This is a genomic window from Halanaerobium salsuginis (assembly GCF_900114545.1).
GTDB classification, from domain to species: domain Bacteria; phylum Bacillota; class Halanaerobiia; order Halanaerobiales; family Halanaerobiaceae; genus Halanaerobium; species Halanaerobium salsuginis.
On the sequence record NZ_FOTI01000045.1, the window covers coordinates 1 to 20,973 of the forward strand.

Annotated in this window: 21 protein-coding genes and 3 pseudogenes; 23 read left to right on the forward strand and 1 reads right to left on the reverse strand. The window is 33.7% G+C overall.

The genetic code is table 11. From position 1 onward, the window contains the following. From BMZ74_RS11890 to BMZ74_RS11995, 23 genes and pseudogenes are all read left to right on the forward strand, one after another. A partial coding sequence (locus BMZ74_RS11890; protein WP_143070172.1) for a transposase occupies window positions 1–203 on the forward strand: 203 nt, incomplete at its 5' end. 319 nt (window positions 204–522) lie between these two features. Beyond that, complete coding sequence (gene cdaA, locus BMZ74_RS11895; protein WP_089862448.1) at window positions 523–1,299, forward strand: diadenylate cyclase CdaA; 777 nt, start codon at window positions 523–525, stop codon at window positions 1,297–1,299. Between the two features lies 1 nt (window position 1,300). Next, window positions 1,301–1,687, forward strand: coding sequence for a YbbR-like domain-containing protein (locus BMZ74_RS11900; protein ID WP_089862449.1), 387 nt, complete (start codon window positions 1,301–1,303; stop codon window positions 1,685–1,687). 49 nt (window positions 1,688–1,736) lie between these two features. After that, window positions 1,737–3,089, forward strand: coding sequence for a phosphoglucosamine mutase (gene glmM, locus BMZ74_RS11905; RefSeq protein ID WP_089862450.1), 1,353 nt, complete (start codon window positions 1,737–1,739; stop codon window positions 3,087–3,089). A 237-nt stretch (window positions 3,090–3,326) separates the two neighbouring features. After that, entirely contained in the window at window positions 3,327–5,156 is a 1,830-nt protein-coding gene (glmS, locus tag BMZ74_RS11910; RefSeq protein WP_089862451.1) for a glutamine--fructose-6-phosphate transaminase (isomerizing), read from the forward strand. 181 nt (window positions 5,157–5,337) lie between these two features. Continuing rightward, window positions 5,338–5,718 carry a holo-ACP synthase gene (acpS, locus tag BMZ74_RS11915; RefSeq protein WP_089862452.1) on the forward strand — a complete coding sequence of 127 codons (381 nt, stop codon included), beginning with the start codon at window positions 5,338–5,340 and terminating at the stop codon, window positions 5,716–5,718. After that, a complete protein-coding gene (locus tag BMZ74_RS11920) occupies window positions 5,719–7,302 on the forward strand; it encodes an NAD(P)H-hydrate dehydratase (RefSeq protein WP_089862453.1) in 1,584 nt (527 codons plus the stop codon). An 89-nt stretch (window positions 7,303–7,391) separates the two neighbouring features. Further along, complete coding sequence (dcd, locus tag BMZ74_RS11925) at window positions 7,392–7,934, forward strand: dCTP deaminase (RefSeq protein WP_089862454.1); 543 nt, start codon at window positions 7,392–7,394, stop codon at window positions 7,932–7,934. A gap of 16 nt (window positions 7,935–7,950) precedes the next feature. Then, complete coding sequence (locus BMZ74_RS11930) at window positions 7,951–10,101, forward strand: AAA domain-containing protein (protein WP_089862455.1); 2,151 nt, start codon at window positions 7,951–7,953, stop codon at window positions 10,099–10,101. Between the two features lie 138 nt (window positions 10,102–10,239). Further along, a complete protein-coding gene (locus BMZ74_RS14555) occupies window positions 10,240–10,386 on the forward strand; it encodes a hypothetical protein (RefSeq protein WP_177181443.1) in 147 nt (48 codons plus the stop codon). An 83-nt stretch (window positions 10,387–10,469) separates the two neighbouring features. Then, window positions 10,470–10,775 (forward strand): CopG family transcriptional regulator, encoded by a 306-nt coding sequence (locus BMZ74_RS11935; RefSeq protein ID WP_245750882.1) that lies wholly within the window; start codon window positions 10,470–10,472, stop codon window positions 10,773–10,775. Further along, on the forward strand, window positions 10,756–11,106 hold the full coding sequence (locus BMZ74_RS11940; protein WP_089862457.1) for a type II toxin-antitoxin system PemK/MazF family toxin: 351 nt from the start codon (window positions 10,756–10,758) through the stop codon (window positions 11,104–11,106). Before BMZ74_RS11935 ends, BMZ74_RS11940 begins: the two co-directional genes overlap by 20 nt. A 179-nt stretch (window positions 11,107–11,285) precedes the next feature. Further along, window positions 11,286–11,663 carry a hypothetical protein gene (locus BMZ74_RS11945; protein WP_089862458.1) on the forward strand — a complete coding sequence of 126 codons (378 nt, stop codon included), beginning with the start codon at window positions 11,286–11,288 and terminating at the stop codon, window positions 11,661–11,663. 36 nt (window positions 11,664–11,699) lie between these two features. Further along, window positions 11,700–12,107 carry an ATP-binding protein gene (locus tag BMZ74_RS11950; RefSeq protein ID WP_089862465.1) on the forward strand — a complete coding sequence of 136 codons (408 nt, stop codon included), beginning with the start codon at window positions 11,700–11,702 and terminating at the stop codon, window positions 12,105–12,107. 20 nt (window positions 12,108–12,127) lie between these two features. After that, window positions 12,128–13,468: a [Fe-Fe] hydrogenase large subunit C-terminal domain-containing protein gene (locus BMZ74_RS11955; protein ID WP_089862459.1), complete on the forward strand. Its 1,341-nt coding sequence runs from the start codon at window positions 12,128–12,130 to the stop codon at window positions 13,466–13,468. Then, window positions 13,458–13,787: a DRTGG domain-containing protein gene (locus BMZ74_RS11960; protein ID WP_089862460.1), complete on the forward strand. Its 330-nt coding sequence runs from the start codon at window positions 13,458–13,460 to the stop codon at window positions 13,785–13,787. Before BMZ74_RS11955 ends, BMZ74_RS11960 begins: the two co-directional genes overlap by 11 nt. Then, the gene (locus BMZ74_RS11965; protein ID WP_089862461.1) at window positions 13,788–14,534 is read left to right on the forward strand and encodes a PHP domain-containing protein; all 747 of its coding nucleotides are present in this window, start codon (window positions 13,788–13,790) and stop codon (window positions 14,532–14,534) included. It begins immediately after the preceding gene. Between the two features lie 21 nt (window positions 14,535–14,555). Further along, window positions 14,556–15,037 (forward strand): annotated as a pseudogene (gene nuoE, locus BMZ74_RS11970) (NADH-quinone oxidoreductase subunit NuoE). Between the two features lie 2 nt (window positions 15,038–15,039). Then, on the forward strand, window positions 15,040–15,600 hold the full coding sequence (locus tag BMZ74_RS11975) for an ATP-binding protein (RefSeq protein ID WP_089862462.1): 561 nt from the start codon (window positions 15,040–15,042) through the stop codon (window positions 15,598–15,600). Then, window positions 15,600–15,959 carry a (2Fe-2S) ferredoxin domain-containing protein gene (locus BMZ74_RS11980; RefSeq protein WP_089862463.1) on the forward strand — a complete coding sequence of 120 codons (360 nt, stop codon included), beginning with the start codon at window positions 15,600–15,602 and terminating at the stop codon, window positions 15,957–15,959. The genes BMZ74_RS11975 and BMZ74_RS11980 overlap by 1 nt, the downstream gene beginning before the upstream one ends. A 24-nt stretch (window positions 15,960–15,983) precedes the next feature. Then, window positions 15,984–17,776 (forward strand): annotated as a pseudogene (gene nuoF / locus BMZ74_RS11985) (NADH-quinone oxidoreductase subunit NuoF). Between the two features lie 24 nt (window positions 17,777–17,800). Beyond that, window positions 17,801–19,522 (forward strand): NADH-dependent [FeFe] hydrogenase, group A6, encoded by a 1,722-nt coding sequence (locus BMZ74_RS11990; RefSeq protein ID WP_089862464.1) that lies wholly within the window; start codon window positions 17,801–17,803, stop codon window positions 19,520–19,522. Window positions 19,523–19,784: 262 nt separating this feature from the next. After that, a pseudogene (locus BMZ74_RS11995) lies at window positions 19,785–20,708 on the forward strand (PTS transporter subunit EIIC); the annotation flags it as partial. A gap of 14 nt (window positions 20,709–20,722) precedes the next feature. Here BMZ74_RS11995 and BMZ74_RS12000 read toward each other — a convergent pair. After that, a partial coding sequence (locus BMZ74_RS12000; protein ID WP_143070173.1) for a transposase occupies window positions 20,723–20,973 on the reverse strand: 251 nt, incomplete at its 5' end.

The window sequence follows — 20,973 nt, forward strand, 5'->3', positions numbered from 1 at the left end:
CTAAATTAAATCTTTTCTATAGAGCTAAAGGAACAGTAAAACGCTGGGAACAACACATTATTAACTATTTTAAAACTAGAATAACCAACGGATTTGCTGAAGGATTAAACAACAAAATCAAATTAATCAAAAGAATTGGCTACGGTGTTCCCAAAGTTGAAAACTTAAAACGCCGAGTATTTTTATCATTGCTAAGTATTTAAGAGTAATTCAAAAAAACAAAGAGATAACATGATTCAAACGGTGCTATTTAGATTTCACAACATTTGTCAAAGAACCAAAAATAGTTACTAAGATTAATAAAGTACCAGCTTACCATAATAATAATAAAGTCTTTATAATTTACTCTTTGATCTTGAAAAATGTTATTAGTCAAAATATCACCTCATCTTTTAAATAATTTCTATTTAAGCACTTTAAATCCTCTAATAATTTATCTATTTTTTATAAATTGAGAAAAAAGTTTAAATTAAGCAGGTTTAAGCAGCCTTTTTGCCGAATAGTTAATTAGAGGTGATAAAATTGTCCTGGAGAATAATTACTAACTTATTAGATATTTTTATAATCACATTTATAATTTATTTTCTCTTAAATATAATTTCCGGAACAAGAGCAGTTCAGTTAATTAAAGGTCTTGCTTTGATTTTTGGAATTGCTGTTTTATCACAATTATTAAAACTAAACACTGTAAATTGGTTTCTGGACAGTTTCTTAACAATTATTATGGTTACCCTTCCAATTGTTTTTCAGCCTGAGTTAAGAAGAGCTTTAGAACAAATTGGACGTGGGGGATTTCTTAAAGAGCAGTTCTGGCAGAATTGGGGACCAAAAGAGATTAATGATATTGTTTCTGCTGTTGCTGAAATGTCAGAAGAAAAAACTGGAGCTTTAATTGTTATTTCACGACGAGTTGGCTTAAAAAATTATATTGAAACAGGAATTAAATTAGAGTCTCTAATTAGTAAACAATTGTTATTAAGCGTTTTTCAGCATCATTCACCTCTGCATGATGGAGCTTTAATTATAGAAAATGGCAAAATTCAGGCAGCAAGCTGTTTTCTGAATTTATCTACACGTTCTGATATCAATCCCCGATTAGGAACTAGGCATCGTGCTGCAATAGGTATTACAGAAGAATCGGATGCTTTAGCTTTAGTAGTATCAGAAGAAACAGGGGTTATTTCAGTAGCAGAAGATGGCACACTAAAACGCTATCTTGATACAGCAGAATTAAGAGAAGCTCTAAGTGATATTTTTAGTAGATCAAAAGAAAAATCTTTTATGAGGAGGCATCTCTAAAATGTTTTCTCTGACTGAAAACCAAAAAAAACTATTACTGGCCTTTTTTATTGCTGTTCTATTATGGGGTTATGCAAGTGATCAGACTGATAATCTTTCTAATTATGGTAAAGAAAAAATAGTTTCTTATCTTGCTGATGTTAAAATACGAAATTTACCAGAACAGTATCAGGTTGAATCATTATCTGTCAACAAAGCAGTAGTTAGAATTGACTATGTTTCTTATTTTTCTAAAATCACTAAAGATCAAATTGAAGTTTATGTTGATCTTAAAAATATTGATCCTGGTGATAACATGAAAATCTTAGAAGTTGAACTTCCTTCAGGAGCAAGGCTTTTGGGAGTTGATCCTGGCTATATTTTAGTTAAAATAAAACAAAAAGATTGATTATTAATTAAATTTTATTGAATAAATTATTTATTGAGGTGAACAAAACTTGCAAAAAAAGTTATTTGGAACCGATGGAGTAAGAGGAGTAGCCAATCAAGAATTAAAAGGAGAGTTGGCTTTTAAACTGGGGAGAGTTGCTGGTTACTATTTAACTAAAGATTCAACACGTCAAAAACCAGTTGTGATAATAGGCAAAGACACCAGATTATCTGGTGATATGCTGGAGGCAGCATTAATGGCTGGCTTAACTTCAGTTGGAATTAATGTTTATAGATTAGGGATAATTCCGACACCTGGAGTTTGTTATTTAACTAGAACTGAAGCAGTTGATGCTGGAATTATGATTTCTGCTTCGCATAATCCAATTGCTGATAATGGAATTAAATTTTTTAATCAGCAGGGAATTAAACTTTCAGATCAAGTAGAGTTTGAAATTGAAAAATTATTTTTTGCTGATCATTCAGAAAATCTGCCTTATCCAATTGATAAGGAAATTGGTTTAATTGAAGAAAAGTATGCTTGGCTAAGTAAATATATTAATTTTATTGAACAGAGTATTGAAACAGATTTAACGGGATTAAAAGTAGTCATTGACTGTGCTAATGGTGCTGCTTATCAAGCTGCTCCGGCTGTTTTTAGAGCTTTAGGTGCTGAAACTGTAGTGCTTAATAATCATCCTGATGGTCAGGCGATTAATGTTAATTGTGGTTCTACAGCTCCAGAAATGGCTGCCCGGGCTGTCGTGAAGCATCAGGCAGATCTTGGTATTGCTCATGATGGTGATGCAGATAGAGTTATTTTAATTGATGAAACTGGCGAAATAGTTGCTGGAGATAATATTATGGCAATTGCTGCTCGCCATATGCTTGCCAAAGGCCAATTAAGTAAAAATACTGTGGTTACTACTAAATATAGTAATTTAGGTTTAAAGGAAAGTTTAGCAGAAGTTGAAGCTGAACTTAAAATTACTAAAAATGGTGACCGCTATGTGTTGGCAGAAATGCTGGCTAATGGCTATAAATTAGGAGGAGAAAAATCGGGGCATATTATTTTTAGTGATTATAATACAACTGGTGATGGAATTTTAACAGCTGCTAAAATAGCAGAAATCATTGTAGAACAAGAAAATACTTTAGCCAGCTTAAAATCTGTAATGACCTACTGGCCTCAAATTTTAGCTAATGTTAGAGTAAAAAATAAATCAGATTGGCAGAAAAATGAACATATATTAGCAGAAATTGCAGAGGCTGAAAAAGAAATTGGCAGTAAAGGAAGAGTTTTTGTCAGGGCTTCAGGAACTGAACCTTTAATTCGAGTTATGCTGGAAGGTAGAGAAGCTAAATTGTTGGAAAAATGGAGTCAAAGACTAACTGCTGTTATAGCAGAAGAACTAAATTAAGAAATTTAAAGGAGGTGAGGCTTGCTATAAAAAATAAAAGCGCCAGTACCCAATTGTCCGGAATAGAATTGGGTAGACGAGGGAGAGAGTTATCGAAGTATTCGGCGGATGCTCTCAGGTAAAGGCTGTGTTACCTTAAGATTATCTTTTAAACCCAGCAGGTAACTGTTGTGAAGCAGAGAAGATAATAAACAGCTGACAATTGAATATTAAAATTATAATTGGAGGTAAATATTTATGTGCGGAATTGTTGGCTATATTGGCAAGAAAAAAGCAGCACCATTGCTTCTGGCTGGATTGAAAAAATTAGAGTATCGTGGTTATGATTCGGCTGGAATTGCAGTTCAGGAAGAAGAGACTATTGCAATTCTGAAAAAACAAGGTAAATTAAATCAGCTTACTAATGCTGCTCAAAATAGAGTTTTTAATGGTAAAGTTGGAATTGGTCATACTAGATGGGCTACTCATGGCAAACCCTCTGATTTGAATTCTCATCCTCATACTGATTCACATGAAAAAATTGTACTAGTTCATAATGGGATTATTGAAAATTTTAGAGAATTAAAGCAAGAGTTAATTGCAGCTGGGCATGAATTTAATTCTGAGACTGATACAGAAGTTGCAGCTCATTTAATCTCCAGTTATTATCAAGCTGATTTAAAAGAAGCTGTTTTACAGGCTGTTAGTAGATTAGAAGGTTCTTTTGCGCTGGCTGTTATGTCTTATCAGGAAAAAGATCGGATAATTGCAGTTAGAAAAGATAGTCCGCTTATTGTTGGCCTTGGTGAACATGAAAATTTTGTTGCTTCTGATATTCCTGCTTATTTAGAATATACTTCTAATTTTTATATTTTAGAAGATGAAGAATTAGCAGACATTCATCAGGATAAAGTAGAAATTTATTCTTTTGCAGGTGAATTAATTGCTGATAAAAATCAGACGAAAATTAATTGGGATGCTGAAATGGTTGAAAAACAGGGTTATCAACACTTTATGCTCAAAGAAATTAATGAGCAGCCAGAATCTTTAAAAAGATTATTAGCCCTGTATTTAGATGATGATCAGCTTGATCTGGGCAGTACTGGTTTGAAAAATAATTGGCTGCAGGATTATGATAAAATTCAGATTGTTGCCTGCGGAACTGCTTATCATTCGGGTCTGCTGGCCAAATATTTATTAGAAGATAAACTGCGGCTAGAGGTAGAAGTAGAAGTTGCCAGTGAATATCGCTATCGTAATCCAATTATTAATCAGAGGACCCTCTTAATAGTGGTAAGTCAATCGGGTGAAACAGCAGATACTTTAGCAGCTTTAAGATTAGCCAAAAAAAATGGTGCTACTGTACTGGCTTTAACTAACGCACGTGATAGTAGTATTGCTAGAGAAGCTGATTTACTGCTTTATTTGAATGCTGGCCCGGAAATTGCTGTTGCCTCAACTAAAGCATATACAAATATGGTAGCTGCTTTCTATTTGCTGACTGTTGACGGTATGCGTCAGCGAACAGAAATTAGTCGGCAAGAAGTTCAGGCTTATCAGACTGCTTTAATTAAACTGCCAGAGTTACTACGTCAGGTAATAGAACACACAGGAGCAAAAGTAGAAAAAATTGCTGAAAAGTATGCTGTTCAAGAGCATATATTCTTCATTGGGCGTAATACAGATTATACTTTAGCTCTTGAGGGATCTTTAAAATTAAAAGAAATATCCTATATTCATGCTGAAGCTTATCCGGCTGGAGAATTAAAGCATGGAACTTTAGCTTTAATTGATACTGGTGTACCAGTAGTTGCAGTTGGCAGCAGAATTGATATATTTTCTAAGTTGTTTAGCAACTTAAAAGAAGTTAAAGCAAGAGGTGCTGAAACAATGCTGATAACTATTGAAAATCAGGATTTCGAAGCAAGCAGTGTAGATTATTTAGTAGAATTGCCAGAGTTTAATCAATACTTTGTTGGCCTGCTGACTATTATACCGCTGCAATTACTTGCTTATTACACAGCTTTGTTTAAAGGCGAAGATATTGATCAACCCCGTAACTTAGCTAAAAGTGTAACTGTGGAGTAAGCTGCTTAATTAGGTTATATTTGAAAAATAAAGTTGTTATTCAGGCTTAAAACCGGAGTTTTACTGCTCCGGTTTTTTTGCATTTACAGCTTAATTTTAATATAATTAATAGTAAGAAGATCTAGATTTCATTTGTTTAAATAATTTTTTTAATTTATAAAAAATAATTTGAGGGATGTAGATGATAGTTGGAACAGGAATTGATATTATTAAAAACAGTCGTATTGAGCAAATAAAGACTAAATATGAAAATCGTTTTCTGCAGAAAATTTATACAGAGAATGAACTCGAATATTGTCTGGCTAAAACAGATTACATTAATTCTTTAGCAGCTAGATTTGCTGCAAAAGAGGCTGTTTTTAAAGCTTTAGGAACAGGTTTGCGTAATAATAGCTGGCAGGAAGTCGAAATTATAAATGATCAGCTTGGCAAACCCACAGTAAAATTGACTGGGAAAACTGCTGATTATGCGGCTAGTTTAGAGGTTGAAAAAATTTTTTTGAGTATTTCACATGAAAAGAATTATAGTATTGCTCAAATTATTCTAGAAGGGGGAAATTAATTGAACATTTTAACTCCACAACAAATGTCAGCTTGTGATCAGGAAACTATTTCAACAGCTGTACCAGAAATACTTTTAATGGAAGCAGCAGCCCGTGGTACTGCCGAATATGCAGTGGAAATTATAAATAAGGAATTTGCTGATTGCAGTATTTCCCCTAACAAGTTAAAAATTACTATTTTGATTGGGAAAGGTAATAATGGTGGTGATGGACTTGCTGCAGCTAGAATATTAAAAAATTGGGGCTATGATCCTTTAATCATCTTGGCCTGTGCTCAATCAGATTTAACTGGTATTAATCAGGAAAATCTTGCTTTAGCTAAATATTATGATTTACTCATAAAAGAATTTTCTCAAATCTCAGCAGAAAATTTTAGTGAAATTATTCAAAGTAGTAATCTGATTATTGATGCCCTGCTCGGGACAGGAATTAAAGGCAAATTACGGGGAAATTTTAAGCAGATAATTGCTTTAATAAATAAAAATAGAACTAAGCAAAACCAGCAGCTGCTCGCAGTTGATATTCCTTCCGGCATTAATGGTTTTGATGGTAGTATTGCTGGTCAGGCTCTGCAGGCTGATTACACTGCTACTATGGCTGCTTATAAGAGAGGTCTTTTACTTTATCCAGGGCGTGATTATAGTGGTCAGATTAAAATAATTGAGATTGGAATTAAACCGACAACTATTAAACAAAAAAGTGATGGATTACAGCTTTTTACAGAAAATGATGCTTTGAAATTATTGCCCAGGAGAAGAAATGATGGCCATAAAGGTAGTTTTGGCAAAGTGGGGATTTTAGCTGGATCTGTTGGAATGACAGGTGCTGCTTATTTTAGTTCGCGAGCTGCTATCAAGACTGGTTCTGGTTTAGTTTATTTATTAACAACTGCTGAGGTTGAGCAAACTGTTGCCAGTCAATTGCCTGAAATAGTTGGTCATATATTGAAAGCTAAATCTGGTCATATTGCAGAAACTGCTTTAACAGATATACTTGAATTTAGCAGTCAGCTTGATGTGCTGGCAGTTGGCCCAGGGCTTGGTCAAAGTAAAGCTATAAAAGAAATTATTACTGCTTTGCTAAAAAATTTAAAATTGCCATTAATTATTGATGCTGATGGAATTAACGCAATTACCGATTTAAATGATTTAAGAGATTATCAAGGAGAATTATTGCTTACTCCTCATCCTGGAGAATTTGCTCATTTAATTGGCAAAGATATTGCAGACATAGAAAAGCAGAGAATAGAAATAGCCAGGAATTTTGCCAGTCAATATAATTTGAATCTAATTTTAAAGGGAGCAGCAACTGTTATTGCAGGGAAAAATCAGACTGCTTTTCTTAATCAAACTGGCTGTAATGGAATGGCTACTGCAGGCAGTGGTGATGTGCTGACAGGTATAGTTACTGCTTTGATTGGACAAGGAGTATCTGTGTTTGAGGCAGCAGCTTTAGCAGTTTACCTGCATGGCAGAGCAGGAGAAAATTCTGCTCTGAAATTAAGTGATTTTTCTTTAACAGCTTCAAATATTATTGATAATTTAGGCTCTCTATTCAAAAAATTAGAAATAGAGAGTTGCTAAAGATAAGCAGAAATGCAGATTATTTATTAAAATATAAATTTTTTAATAAATAAGTAAGCAAATTTAAGTTCAAAAATAAGGAGAATATAATGATTTTATCAGATAAAACTATAAAAAAAATGTTAGCAACAAATGAACTTGTAATAGATCCAATTGATGACTTACAAATTCAGCCTGCATCAGTTGATATGCGGCTTGGCAATGACTTTTTAAAGGTAGATGAAAACTCGCTTCCAGTTATGACATTAAATGAAGAAGTTAGTTATGAAGAATTTAAAGGATCGGAAATAATTATTCCGCCTCATTCTTTTTTACTTGCTACTACTAAGGAATATATTAATTTGCCTGATAATCTAACTGCTTTTGTAGAAGGTAGAAGTTCAATTGGTAGAATGGGATTATTTATCCAGAATGCTGGTTGGGTTGATCCCGGTTTTAAAGGGCAAATAACTCTGGAACTATATAATGCTAATCGTCTTCCCATTAAGTTAGAGGCAGGTAGAAGAATTTGCCAGCTAGTTTTTGCTTTAATGGATGCTGCTGCTGAATATCCTTATCAAGGGAAATATCAAGGACAAAAAAATACGGTAGGAACAAAGGTATTTAAAGACCCAGAAAATAAAAATAGATAAAACTGGAGGTGTCTTTATGATTACACTTATAATTGCAGGTATAGATAAAAGTATTGGCCCGGGAGATATAGTTGGTGCTTTTATTAATGAGGTCGGAACAGCAAGTGATGAAATTGGTAAAATTAGAATTAAACGCAAAGAAAAACAAGCAGAGGTAGAGGTTAAGCTTTCTGCTGCTGCTAAAATAATAGAAATTATGAATAATAATCAAATTGGTGGAGTTAAAGTTAATATTTATGCTCAGAACCCAGATGATTTAATTGATAAAGAAATTATGGATTATTATCACAAATTCAAACATTTACTTGCATTAGAGTTTTCAGAGAGAGAAGCTCAATATAATCTAGAAATGAAGTATTTAACAGCTAGAGAACGCCAGGCAAGAGGAAGAACAATTTTGAATTTAACTGGTCAGGAAGCTGGATTTACTTTTGATCATCTATTTTTAGTGAAATTTAAACCAGTTTATCCTGAACAAAAAATTTCAGCAACTGAGATTAAAGCTGGTAATACAGTAATAATAACAGCTAATACATCGAAAGGTAAACAAAGTATAACTGGCCGGGTAGTAAAAAGAGATGACTATTTTTTAACAGTATCATTTTCAGTTCAGCCTCCAGAATTTGTTTATAATTCTTTAGATATCAGAATTGACTTGTTTATTAATAAAGATAAATTTAATTTGATGAATTCCATTTTAGAATCTGTAAAAAAACCCGTTAATCAAATTCAGCAAAGGAAAATAGATATTCTCTTAGATAGACAGAAGCCTTTGTTTAACAAGCAGTCAATAATTATTGAATCAGAAACTTTAAATGAATTACAAAGAAAAGCAGTAAATAAATCTCTGGCTGCAGAAGATATTTATTTGATTCAGGGGCCCCCGGCGACAGGGAAAACAACTACTGCTGTTGAAATAATTAAACAATCTGTTCAAACTGGAGATAAGGTATTGGTAACAGCTAGTTCAGATTATACAGTTGATAAGCTGTCTGAATTTTTGCTGGATGAAGGAATTAATCTGCTTAGATTTGGTTATCCAATTAATTCTGATCAGCAATTAATTAATTCAACTTTTGCAGAATTAATAGTAAAACAGGACTCTTATTTGAAAGCACAACAATTAAGAAAAGATCTTAGCAAAAAATATCTGACCGACCAGCCAAATTTTAATTTAGAAACTAATTTAAATATACTAAATCAAGAAGATAAAAAAATTATTGAACAAGTAAAAGATCTTGAAAAAAAAGCAGCTCAGGAAATTTTGACTGAGGCTGATGTAATATGTACAACTAATTTTGCTGTAGGATCAAAATTTTTAACAGATCTTAATTTTGACTTAAGTATTATTGAAGAAGCTAATCAGGCTATTCAACCAGCTGCTTTATTAGCTTTTTTAAAAGCAAAAAAGACAATATTATTAGGAGATCAGAAAGAACTTTTACCAGATATTATAAGTAAAGAAGCAGCAAAACAGGGGCTTGCTTCTTCATTGTTTGATCGTTTAACTAATCTTTATGCTGAAAACTGTTTAGTTAAGTTTAAACATCAATATAGAATGAACCGTAAATTGATGGGCTTTGCTAGTTTATATTTTTATGATAATCAATTACGTGCTGATGAGTCAGCTGCTAAAATAACTTTAGCTGATCTTGATATAAAAACTTCCACAGATAATGCTTTTACTGTCCAGGCTATGCAGGCAAATTATCCTTTTGTTTTTTTAGATACATCAGAAATGAAGGCTGCTGAGCATTGTCTGCATGAAAATGGACTCTATTATAATCCTGTTGAGGCTGAAATTATTCTAGATCTCATTAATCAGGCAGTAAAATCTAATTTATCAGCAGCAGATATCGGTGTAATTACTCCTTATCTTGCTCAAATAAATTTAATTAACCAGCATAATAAGTTTGCTCAAGTTGAGATTAATCAAGCAGCAGCTTTTCAGGGTAGAGAAAAAGAGTTAATTATTTATTCTGCAGTTCGCAGTAATCAATCTGCCAATCTTGGTTTATTGAAAAATTTAAATCAGCTTAATTTAGCCTTAACAAGAGCTAGAAGGAAAATAATTTTTGTTGGTGATAGTAAAACAATTTGTCAGGAAGAAGTATATGCAAATTTATTAATTTATACTAAAAAAATTGGTTTATATTATAAATTATAGCAGCTATTTTACAGCTAAAGCTACCTTCTCTAAAAAATGGAAATATTAGTAATAATTATTCATTGACAGTGTTTTATAATTGAGTTATAATTATTTCATTAAAAGCTTTAAATTGTTTTATGGTGAGGTGGGATCAAAGTGGATAGGCTGCGCCGTAAAAGGAATTTCACAAAATCTGAACGAGAAGAAATTGTGAAAGAAATGGTTCAAGGCTATGAAAAAATTGCAGCAGTAAATGAAGAATTGGTTAAGAATGTATCACTTTCTAAAGATGGGACGAACTAGTCTCATCTTTTTCTTTTTAAGAATTGAAAATATGCTCGAAAAAAGATATAATATAATTAGTTATAATAATTGATTTTGTGGAGGTGGAGCTGTTGTCAGAAGATAGGAAATTAAGTATTAACTTACCTATTTATATGGTGGAAGAGATTGAGGATAACTGTCGTAAAAGAGGTCAGCAGCGTAATGTCTTTTTGCTGGAGGCAATTAAGTTTTATCTAAAAGAATTAAAAAAAGAGGAAGTACGCAATAATTTACGTGATGGATACAAAAAAATGGCCGGTCTTAATCAGCAGTTAGCTGATGAAGGATTATCTAGCGAATGTTATTCTTATTTATGTTATGAGCAGAGACTGGTGGAGTGTGAAAAAGTTGGAAGTAAAAAGGGGTGATGTTTTTTACGCTAATTTAAATCCAGTTGTTGGTTCAGAACAGGGAGGAGTGAGGCCAGTTCTGATAATTCAGAATGATATTGGGAATAAATATAGTCCTACAGTAATAGTTGCTGCAATAACTTCCCGGATTAATAAAGCTAAATTACCAACTCATGTTGAAATTCCTGCTGACTATACTAATCTTGATAAAGATTCAGTTGTTTTACTAGAGCAGATAAGAACCCTTGATAAAAAAAGATTACAGAGACACATTGCTCATTTAGGTGAAGATGTTATTGAGGCTGTTAATGAATCATTAGAAATTAGTCTTGGTTTAATTGAATTATAAGAGAGTGAATTAACACAATTTTAAGCTTTTTTACTTGACAGTGTGAAAAAATTATCATATACTTTTCTTAGCTTATCTTCGCTTGATAAAGTGAAGTAAATCACTAAAGATTTGTGAAAAAATTTTATAAATTGCAATAATGACAAAAATCAGTTATTATTTAGTTATGGAGGTTTAAAATGAATCTAAAAGAGCTAAAAACTCTTCTTAAGGCAGACATCATTTTTGAGGGCCAGGGTTATTCCGATGATTTTGAAATACTTAATGCCTGTGGTGCAGATTTAATGAGTGATGTTCTGGCTTTTTCTAATGAAAAAACCCTGCTTTTAACAGGACTAACTAATCCTCAGGTAGTTAGAACAGCTGAAATGGTAGGGATTAAAATAATTGTTTTTGTCAGAGGCAAAGATCCACAAATAGAAACAGTTGCTCTGGCTAATCAGCTTGATATTTTTCTTTATTCCACAGCGAAGCCGCTTTTTGAAGCCTGTGGTATTTTGTATAAGTATGGAATTGGTCCGGAAGAAATGAATTATATTGAACCTCCAAATATTTAGCAGGAGTTGATCTAATCTTTGCAAAAGCAGCAAATAATGTGTAAAGAGATTGAAAGTTTTGATTTTCAGAGTGGTGGAGAAGCTTCCAGTAATTTGAAAAATATTTTGCGCAAATTGGGAGTTAATTCTGATCTAGTTAGAAAAACTTCTATCGTAACTTATGAACTAGAAATGAATGTTGTAATCCATTCTTTAGGTGGAGAAATTACAGCCCTGATTTCCGAAGAAGAGTTGGAGATTAGAGTTGATGATGTTGGCCCGGGAATTGAAGATCTCGATAAAGCATTTACTCCTGGTTATTCAACAGCTAGTAATGAGATTAGAGAAATGGGATTTGGAGCTGGAATGGGTCTGGTAAATGTAAAAAGGTATGCCGATAAACTTACAATAGAATCATCAAAAGAAAATGGTACTCATGTTAAAGTTTTGATTAAATTGTTTTAATATCCAGCAGGAGGATTATAATGAGCAAAAAGCATTCAGTGCTTTTAAAAGAAGATAAATGTGAGGGCTGTACTAGCTGTGTTAAAGGCTGTCCTACTAAGGCGATTCGAGTTCATCAGGGTAGAGCCTGGATAAAAGAAGATTTTTGTATAGATTGTGCTGAGTGTATCAGATCTTGTGAATATCATGCCAAATATACAGAAACTGATACTTTAAATATTGCTCTTAAAAGTAATTACCCAGTTTTGCTAATCCCTCCCAGTTTTTATGGTCAATTCTCTCCTGAAATATCTGCTTTTAGATTAAAAACTGCAATTAAAGAGCTTGGTTTTAAGGCAGTATATGATGTTTCAGAATCTGCGGCAGCTCTTTCACGGCAGACACTTAAATTTCTAAATAATAATTCTGGCAGTTATATTTCTACTTCATGCCCAGTAATTGTCAGATTAATTAAACTACAATTTCCAGATTTAATTGAGATGCTGTTGCCGTTAAAATCACCGGTTGAGTTATTGGCAGAAAAAATTCGGCAAGAATTTAAAGCTAAACATAATTACAAGCCAGATATATTTTTTCTGACTCCCTGTCCTGCCAAGTTGACTACAGTTAATAAAATTTCTGGGCAGCAAAAGAGCTTTCTAACTGGGGCAATTGGAGTTGAAAATATTTATAAAAAAATTTATGATTCTCTAGAAAAAATAGAGATTGAACCAGAGTTTGATGTTGATCAGCTTAGTCTGGCAACAGTCTGGGGAAAAGAAGGAGGAGAAGAAAGTATTCTTAACTCCTGGCAGGAAATTAATACTTTAAGTGTTTCTGGTATTTCTCAGGTAAAAAAACTATTAAATGAAATAGAACGCAATAATATTTCTGCTGAGATAAAATATTTTGAGCTTACTTCATGTGTTAATGGCTGTATTGGGGGAGTTTTAAATGTAATTAATCCGTATCAGGCTCAGTATAATTTAGAAGTAAGAGTTCGAAATATTATAAAGCAACAGCAAAACAAGCTGCTTAATCAAACTGATAAGCAGGACAGTTTATATAAATTTTATTTAACTGAAAATATAATTGCTGATAATGTTTCAAAACTTGATTCAGACTTTAAAAAAGCAATGCAAAAGCTTGAGCAATTACAGAGAGAAATAGAAATTTTACCAGGACTAGATTGTGCAGCCTGTGGTGCTCCAGATTGTAAGACTTTTGCTGAAGATATAGTAAATGGTCTGGCAGCAAGAACAGACTGTATATTTATGTTAAGAAAGCAGTTAGGTAAATTGGCTGATGATCTTTCTATTCTGGCCCATGAATTACCACCAGTAATGTCCAGTAAAGAGGAGGATAATAATAATGACAGCTAAAGAACTTGTAGAAAAATTCGAACTTGAAGTTATAGCCGGACCAAATCTTACAGTTGAGATTGATGGTGCTTATTGTGGTGACTTATTAAGTAATGTAATGGCAAGAGCTGAAAAGTCTAATCTCTGGCTTACTGTTCAGGGACATCAAAATGTAGTAGCAGTTGCTTTATTAGTGGAAATTTCAGCTGTTATTTTAGTAGAAGGATTTGAATATGATGAGCAGGCTATTCAGAAAGCAGAAGCTAAAGGAGTTAATCTTTTAAAAAGTTCAGATAAATGTTATGAGTTAGCAGCTAAATTGGCAGCTAGTGGGATTTAGGTGCTTAAGTTAAAAGCTGATCTTCACCTTCATTCTGTACTCTCTCCCTGTGGAGATTTGCTAATGACACCAGCTGAAATAGTAAAAAAAGCCAGTGAAATTGGGCTGCAAGTGGTAGCGCTAACTGATCATAATAGTGCAGCTAATGCAGCTGTCTTTAAGTATTTTTGTGAAAAGTTTAATCTTTATTTTATACCAGCTATGGAAACAGAAACAAAAGAAGAAATTCACATTCTTTGCTACTTTCCTGGATTAAGTTCACTTTTTGAGTGGCAGGAAATTGTCTACAATCACTTGCCTGATCAAGCTAATGACGAAGATTTTTTTGGCCCGCAAATTGAATGTGATTATACAGATCAATATTCAGCGAAAATAAATCGCCTGCTGGCGACAGCAATTGATTTAAATTTAGCTGACTGTTTACTAAAAGTTAAAAAGTTAGGGGGAATAGTGGTTCCTTCTCATCTTGACAGAAGCAATAGTATTTTATCTCAACTTGGTTTTATTCCACCAGAGATTAAGCTTAGTACAGTTGAAATTTCTAAAAATACAACGCCAACCAGGATGATTGGCAAATATCCCTGGTTAAAAAATTATCAATTTATGCAGAATTCTGATAGTCATTATTTGCAGGAAATTCAGAGCTATCAGAATTTACTTATCGCAGAAACAGGATTTTCTTTTCAGGAATTTAAATTTTGTCTGGAAAAAATTAATGGTAGAGGCATAGAAATAATTAATACTTAAATTTCAAGGAGGTAATTTTTGATGTCGGAAATGACTAAAGAAAAATTAGCAGAATTTTTAAAACCACTACAGGACATTTTAGCTCGCTATGAAAAAAAGAAAGGTATCTAATTCCTGTTTTACAGGAAGCACAGGAGGAATATGGTTATCTACCAGAAGAAGTTTTAAAAGAAATTGCTCTGGGCCTAAATCTTTCTTTAAGTCAGGTTTATGGAGTTGTAACTTTTTATAGTCAATTCCATCAAGAACCACGTGGTAATAATATTATTAGAGTTTGTATGGGAACTGCCTGTCATGTTAGAGGCGGTGATGGTATTTTAACTGCCATTAAAGATGAACTTGGTATTGATGCTGGGGAAACAACTGATGATCTAAACTTTACTCTAGAATCTGTAGCCTGTATTGGTGCCTGTGGATTGGCTCCTGTAATAATGGTTAATGATGATACCCATGGTCGTTTAACTCCTGAAAAAGTTCCAGAGATATTGGCAAGATATAAATAGAAATGCGAGAACTATCATTACATATCATTGATATTATAGAAAATTCTCGCCGAGCAGGAGCTAACTTAATTAAATTAGTAATTAATGAAAAACCTGTTTCTGATAATCTTTTGACTATAGAAATCAGTGATAATGGTAAAGGAATTAGTGCAGAAAAACTTGCCCAAATAACAGATCCATTTGTAACTAGTAGAACAACTAGAGAAGTTGGACTTGGTTTAGCTTTATTTAAAAGTGCAGCTGAAAGCTGTGCAGGCAAGTTAATTATAAAATCAACTCCAGGCGAAGGTACAGATGTAGAAGCAAATTTTCAATATGATCATCTTGATCGGGCTCCTCTTGGAGATATAACAACAACTATCAGCAATTTTATTGCTGCCAGTGGTGATAAGGTTGATTTAATTTATCAGCATTACTATGAAAATAATTCTTTTGATTTTGATACACGGAAAATCAAACAAGAATTAGATGACTTATCTATTCAGAATAGGCAGGTAACAGTCTGGCTGAGAGAATATATTCAGGAAAATTTAGCAAAAATACGCGGAGGTGAAGCTTTTTAATGAAAACTTTAGCTGAATTAAAAGAATTAAGAGATAAAGTCCAGAGAGAAATGAAAAAGCGTGATCAGGGAACCAGAGCTGAAATAATTGTTGGAATGGGAACCTGTGGTATAGCAGCTGGAGCCAGAGAAATTTTAAAATCTGTATTGGCAGAAGTTGAAAAAAGAGAACTTGATGTAAGAATAACTCAAACAGGCTGCATAGGAATGTGCGAAAAAGAGCCTTTAATTGATGTTAAATTACCAGGGAAAGAAAGAGTTACTTATGGAAATTTAACAACAGCAGATATTCCAAAAATTATTTCAGAGCATGTAGTTAATGGTAATGTAGTTACAGATTTAGTTATTGCAAAACACTAAGCTTATAAAAGGAGGCACTTTTTAATGAAGGATTCTATTTATCGTTCCCATGTTTTAGTTTGTACCGGGACAGGCTGTGTTTCTTCTGGTTCCAAAACAATAAAAGATACAATGGAAGAAGAATTAGCTTCACATGATTTAACAGGAGAAATTAAAATAGTTGAAACAGGCTGTCATGGTTTCTGTGAAAAGGGACCAATTATGATTATTTATCCTGAAGGTGTATTTTATTGTGAGGTAAAAGCAGATGATGTGGCAGAAATTGTTGAAGAACATCTATTAAAAGGAAGAACAGTTGAGCGTTTATTATTTAAAGAGCCATTGACTGAGGAGCAAATCCCTTCCTATAAAGATATAGATTTTTATAAAAAACAGCACCGGATTGTTTTAACTAATTGTGGTAAAATTGATCCTGAAGATATTGATGAATATATAGCACTAGGTGGCTATGAAGCAATTGGTAAAGTTTTAACAGAAATGGATTCGCAGACTGTTGTTGATGAAATTAAGGAATCTGGTCTGCGCGGCCGTGGTGGTGGGGGTTTCCCAACTGGTCTTAAATGGCAGTTTGCTAAAAACTCAGATGGTGATAAAAAGTATGTGGTCTGTAATGCTGATGAAGGAGACCCAGGGGCAGAAGTTTGCTGGAAGGTGATCCTCATCGTTTAATAGAGGGCATGATGATTGCTGCTTATGCTATTGGAGCTGATGAAGGTTATGTTTATGTAAGAGCAGAATATCCCTTAGCTATTAAGAGACTAGAAAAAGCAATTGCAGCTGCTGAAGAATATGAATTACTTGGCGATGATATTTTTGGTAGTGGTTTTAATTTTAAACTACATATTAAAAAAGGTGCAGGGGCTTTTGTTTGTGGAGAAGAAACAGCTTTAATGGCATCAATTGAAGGTAAAAGAGGGATGCCAACTCCCCGGCCTCCTTATCCAGCAGTAAAAGGCTTGTGGGGTAAACCAACAAATATTAATAATGTAGAAACTTATTCTAATGTTCCTTATATTATTAAACATGGGGCCAAAGAATTTGCTAGTATTGGAACAGAAGGTAGTGCTGGGACAAAAGTTTTTGCTTTAACTGGTAAAATTAATAATACTGGTCTAGTAGAGGTTCCAATGGGAACTACTTTAAAAGAAGTTATTTTTGATATAGGTGATGGAATTACTAATGGTAAGAAATTTAAAGCAGTCCAAACTGGTGGACCTTCTGGTGGTTGTTTACCAGAAGAATACCTTGATCTGCCAATTGATTACGACTCTTTAATTAGTGTTGGTACTATGATGGGTTCTGGTGGGATGGTTGTTATGGATGAAGATTCCTGCATGGTAGATGTAGCAAGATTTTTCCTTAACTTTACTCAAAGTGAATCCTGTGGTAAATGTACTCCCTGTAGAGAAGGTACCAAAAGAATGTTAGAAATTTTAAATAGAATTTGTGATGGTGAAGGTAAAGATGGTGATATCGAACTGCTGCAAGAACTAGGAGAGCATATTAAGAGTACTTCTCTCTGTGGACTTGGCCAGTCAGCACCTAATCCTGTTTTAAGTACAATTAGGCATTTTAGAGATGAATATGAGGCCCATATTCATGATCATAACTGTCCAGCTGGTGTTTGCTCAGATTTAGCAGAAGCTTATGTAATTGATGAAGAAGCTTGTATTGGCTGTAGCAAATGTTCACGTGTTTGTCCTGTTGGAGCAATTAGTGGTGAAATCAAAAATCCGTTTACTATTGACCCTGATGTTTGTATAGCTTGTGGAGCCTGTGAGCCTGAATGTCCTGTTAGTGCCATTTCACAGGGATAAACTCTGATAATAGGAGGTAAATTAATGAGTAAAGTAAAATTAACAATAGATAAGCAAATTATAGAAGTTGATTCTGATGCTTCAGTTTTAGAAGCTGCTAAAGAATTAGGGATTGATATTCCAACTCTTTGTTATCATCCCGACTTAAGCCTGCATGGAGCCTGTAGAGTTTGTATGGTAGAAGACGAAGAAAGTGGTAAATTGCTGGCTTCTTGTGCAACACCAGTTAGAGAGGGCATGATCATTAGTACCCGCAGCATGAAAGCTAGACGAGCCAGAAGAAGAAATGTAGAATTATTATTAGCAAATCATCCCAATGATTGCCTTGGTTGTGATCGAAATAATCACTGTGAGCTTCAAGAAATAACCTATGAGTTAGGGATTCGTTCTCAGGATGTTGAAAGAGTTTCCGGTGAAAAAAGAGTTCATGAGCTAGATACAACTGGTCCAGCTCTTAAAAGAGATCCAAATAAATGTATTTTATGTGGCCGCTGTGTTAGAATTTGTGAAGAAGTTCAGGGAGTTTCAGCGCTTCAATTTACTAATCGCGGTTTTGATTCTATAGTAGTAACTGCTTTTGATCTACCACAAGCAGAAATAAATTGTGCTAATTGTGGTCAATGTGCTACAGTCTGTCCTGTAGCAGCAATTACAGAATTAAGTGAAATTGAAAAAGTCTGGGCTGCTCTGGAAGATAATGATAAGCATGTAATTGTTCAAACTGCTCCTTCTGTTCAGGCTACTTTAGGTGAAGAATTTGGAATGGAAACAGGAACAGTTGTAACTGGTAAAATGGTAGCTGCTTTAAGAAGAATGGGATTTGATCAAGTGTTCTCAACTGATTTTGCAGCTGATTTAACAATTATGGAAGAAGGAAATGAATTTTTAAAGAAATTAAATGGGGAAGGAGAACTACCGCATATTACATCCTGCTGTCCAGGTTGGGTAAAATATGCTGAGCATAATTTCTCTGATTTACTGCCTCATCTTTCTTCTGCTAAATCACCAATGCAGATGTTTTCTGCTCTAGGCAAAACTTATTATCCAGAACAAGCAGGAATTGATCCAGAAAAGATTTATACAGTTGCTGTTATGCCTTGTACTGCCAAGAAATTTGAAAAAGATAGAGAAGAAATCAATGGTAGTGACTTTAAAGATACTGATGCTGTTTTAACTACCAGAGAATTTGCCCGGATGATAAAAGAGATGGGAATTGATTTTAAAGATCTTCCTGATGAAGAATATGATGAATTAATGGGTGAGTCGACTGGTGCTGGTACTATCTTTGGTACAACCGGCGGAGTAGCTGAAGCAGCTGTTCGAACAGTGAAAGAAGAATTGACAGGAGAAGCTCTGGAACGTTTAAATCTTGGTTTCCGGGGTGTTAATCATGCTGAAGTAAAAATTGGTGATAGACTAATTAAAGTTGCTATTGCTAATGGACTAGGTAATGCAGAAAAATTATTAGAACGTGTTAGAGCTGGTGAATGTGATTTTGATTTTATTGAAGTAATGGCCTGCCCGCATGGCTGTGTGGGTGGTGGTGGACAGCCTAGACCTGCTACTAATGAAAAGAAAGATAAAAGAGCTCAAGGGCTAGCCAGTATTGATGATAGCAGTAAAATCAGGAAATCACATGAGAATCCTCAAATAGTAAAACTTTATAAAGAATTTTTGGGTGAGCCATTAGGTGGAGAATCACATCATTTATTGCATACTAAGTATAAAGCTCGGCCTAAAAACTAAATTAAGTTAAGCTAAATAATTATTTAAATTAAAAAGGATAGCCATAATTATGGCTATCCTTTTTAATATTCTTGACAGTAAAATGAATAGTAAGTTATAATTATAAATAAGAGTTAATATTCAAAAATTTCCGTCTGTTTAAAACTGAGATTTATTATTCAGATGGTAGAAAAGAGGAGGTTAAAGTTTTTATCATAAAATTTTTGTAATTAGTCAATATTTTATAATTTAGATCTACTTGTAAAATAGGGAGGATTATTTAATGAAGAAAATATTTGCTCAGTTACAAAGAATAGGTAAATCTTTAATGTTGCCGATAGCAGTTTTGCCTGCTGCAGCTTTATTATTAAGATTAGGGGCACCAGATGTCCTGGATATTCCTTTTATTATGGCAGCAGGTTCTGCTATTTTTGATAATTTAGCTCTTTTATTTGGAATTGGAGTAGCGGTTGGAATAGCTTTTGATAGTTCAGGTTCTGCTGGCCTAGCAGGAGCAGTTGGTTATTTTGTAATTACTAATGGTACTCAAGCAATTAATGCTGATATTAATATGGGAGTTCTGGCTGGTATTATTGGTGGATTAACAGCAGGAGTCCTTTATAATCGTTTTCATGCCATAAAATTACCAGATTTTCTTGGCTTTTTTGGAGGACGTCGTTTTGTGCCAATTATTACTGGAGCAGCTGGTGTTATTCTGGCAGGTGTATTTGGCTTTATCTGGCCGCCAATCCAAAATGTAATTCAACTAGCTGGACAGTGGATAATTAATGCAGGTGCAATCGGAGTTTTTGTTTATGGATTTTTAAATAGATTATTAATTCCAGTTGGTCTTCATCATGTAATTAACAGTTTTATCTGGTTTGTTTTTGGAGAATTTACTAATGCTGCAGGTGAAGTAGTTACTGGAGATCTTTCCCGCTTTTTTGCAGGTGACCCCAGTGCTGGATTTTTTATGTCAGGATTTTTCCCGATCTTTATGTTCGGCTTACCAGCTGCAGCTCTAGCAATGTATCATGCAGCTAAACCAGAAAACAAATCTGCAGTTGCTGGTATTTTTCTTAGTGTAGCATTAACATCTTTTTTAACAGGAATCACCGAGCCAATTGAATTTAGCTTTATGTTTCTGGCTCCTTTATTATATGTAATTCATGCTCTTTTAACAGGTCTTTCAGGTAACGTCAAGTATTTTGTGTAAATAAATTAATATCGTTCTTCAAATAGTTGAATTAGTTTATCTCTAGCAGCTAAAAATCCCTTTAGTCTTCGTTCTGACCACTTAGAATTATAGTCTAAGATTTTAAGATATAGTATTTTTTCTGCTGCCTTTTCATTTGGTAAACTATTCATTGTTTTAAGTCTTTTTCTGATTTCTTTATTGGCTCTTTCAATCCAGTTAGTTGTATAAATTGATTTTTGAATACTATCTGGATATTTGTAAAAAGTAAAGAGTT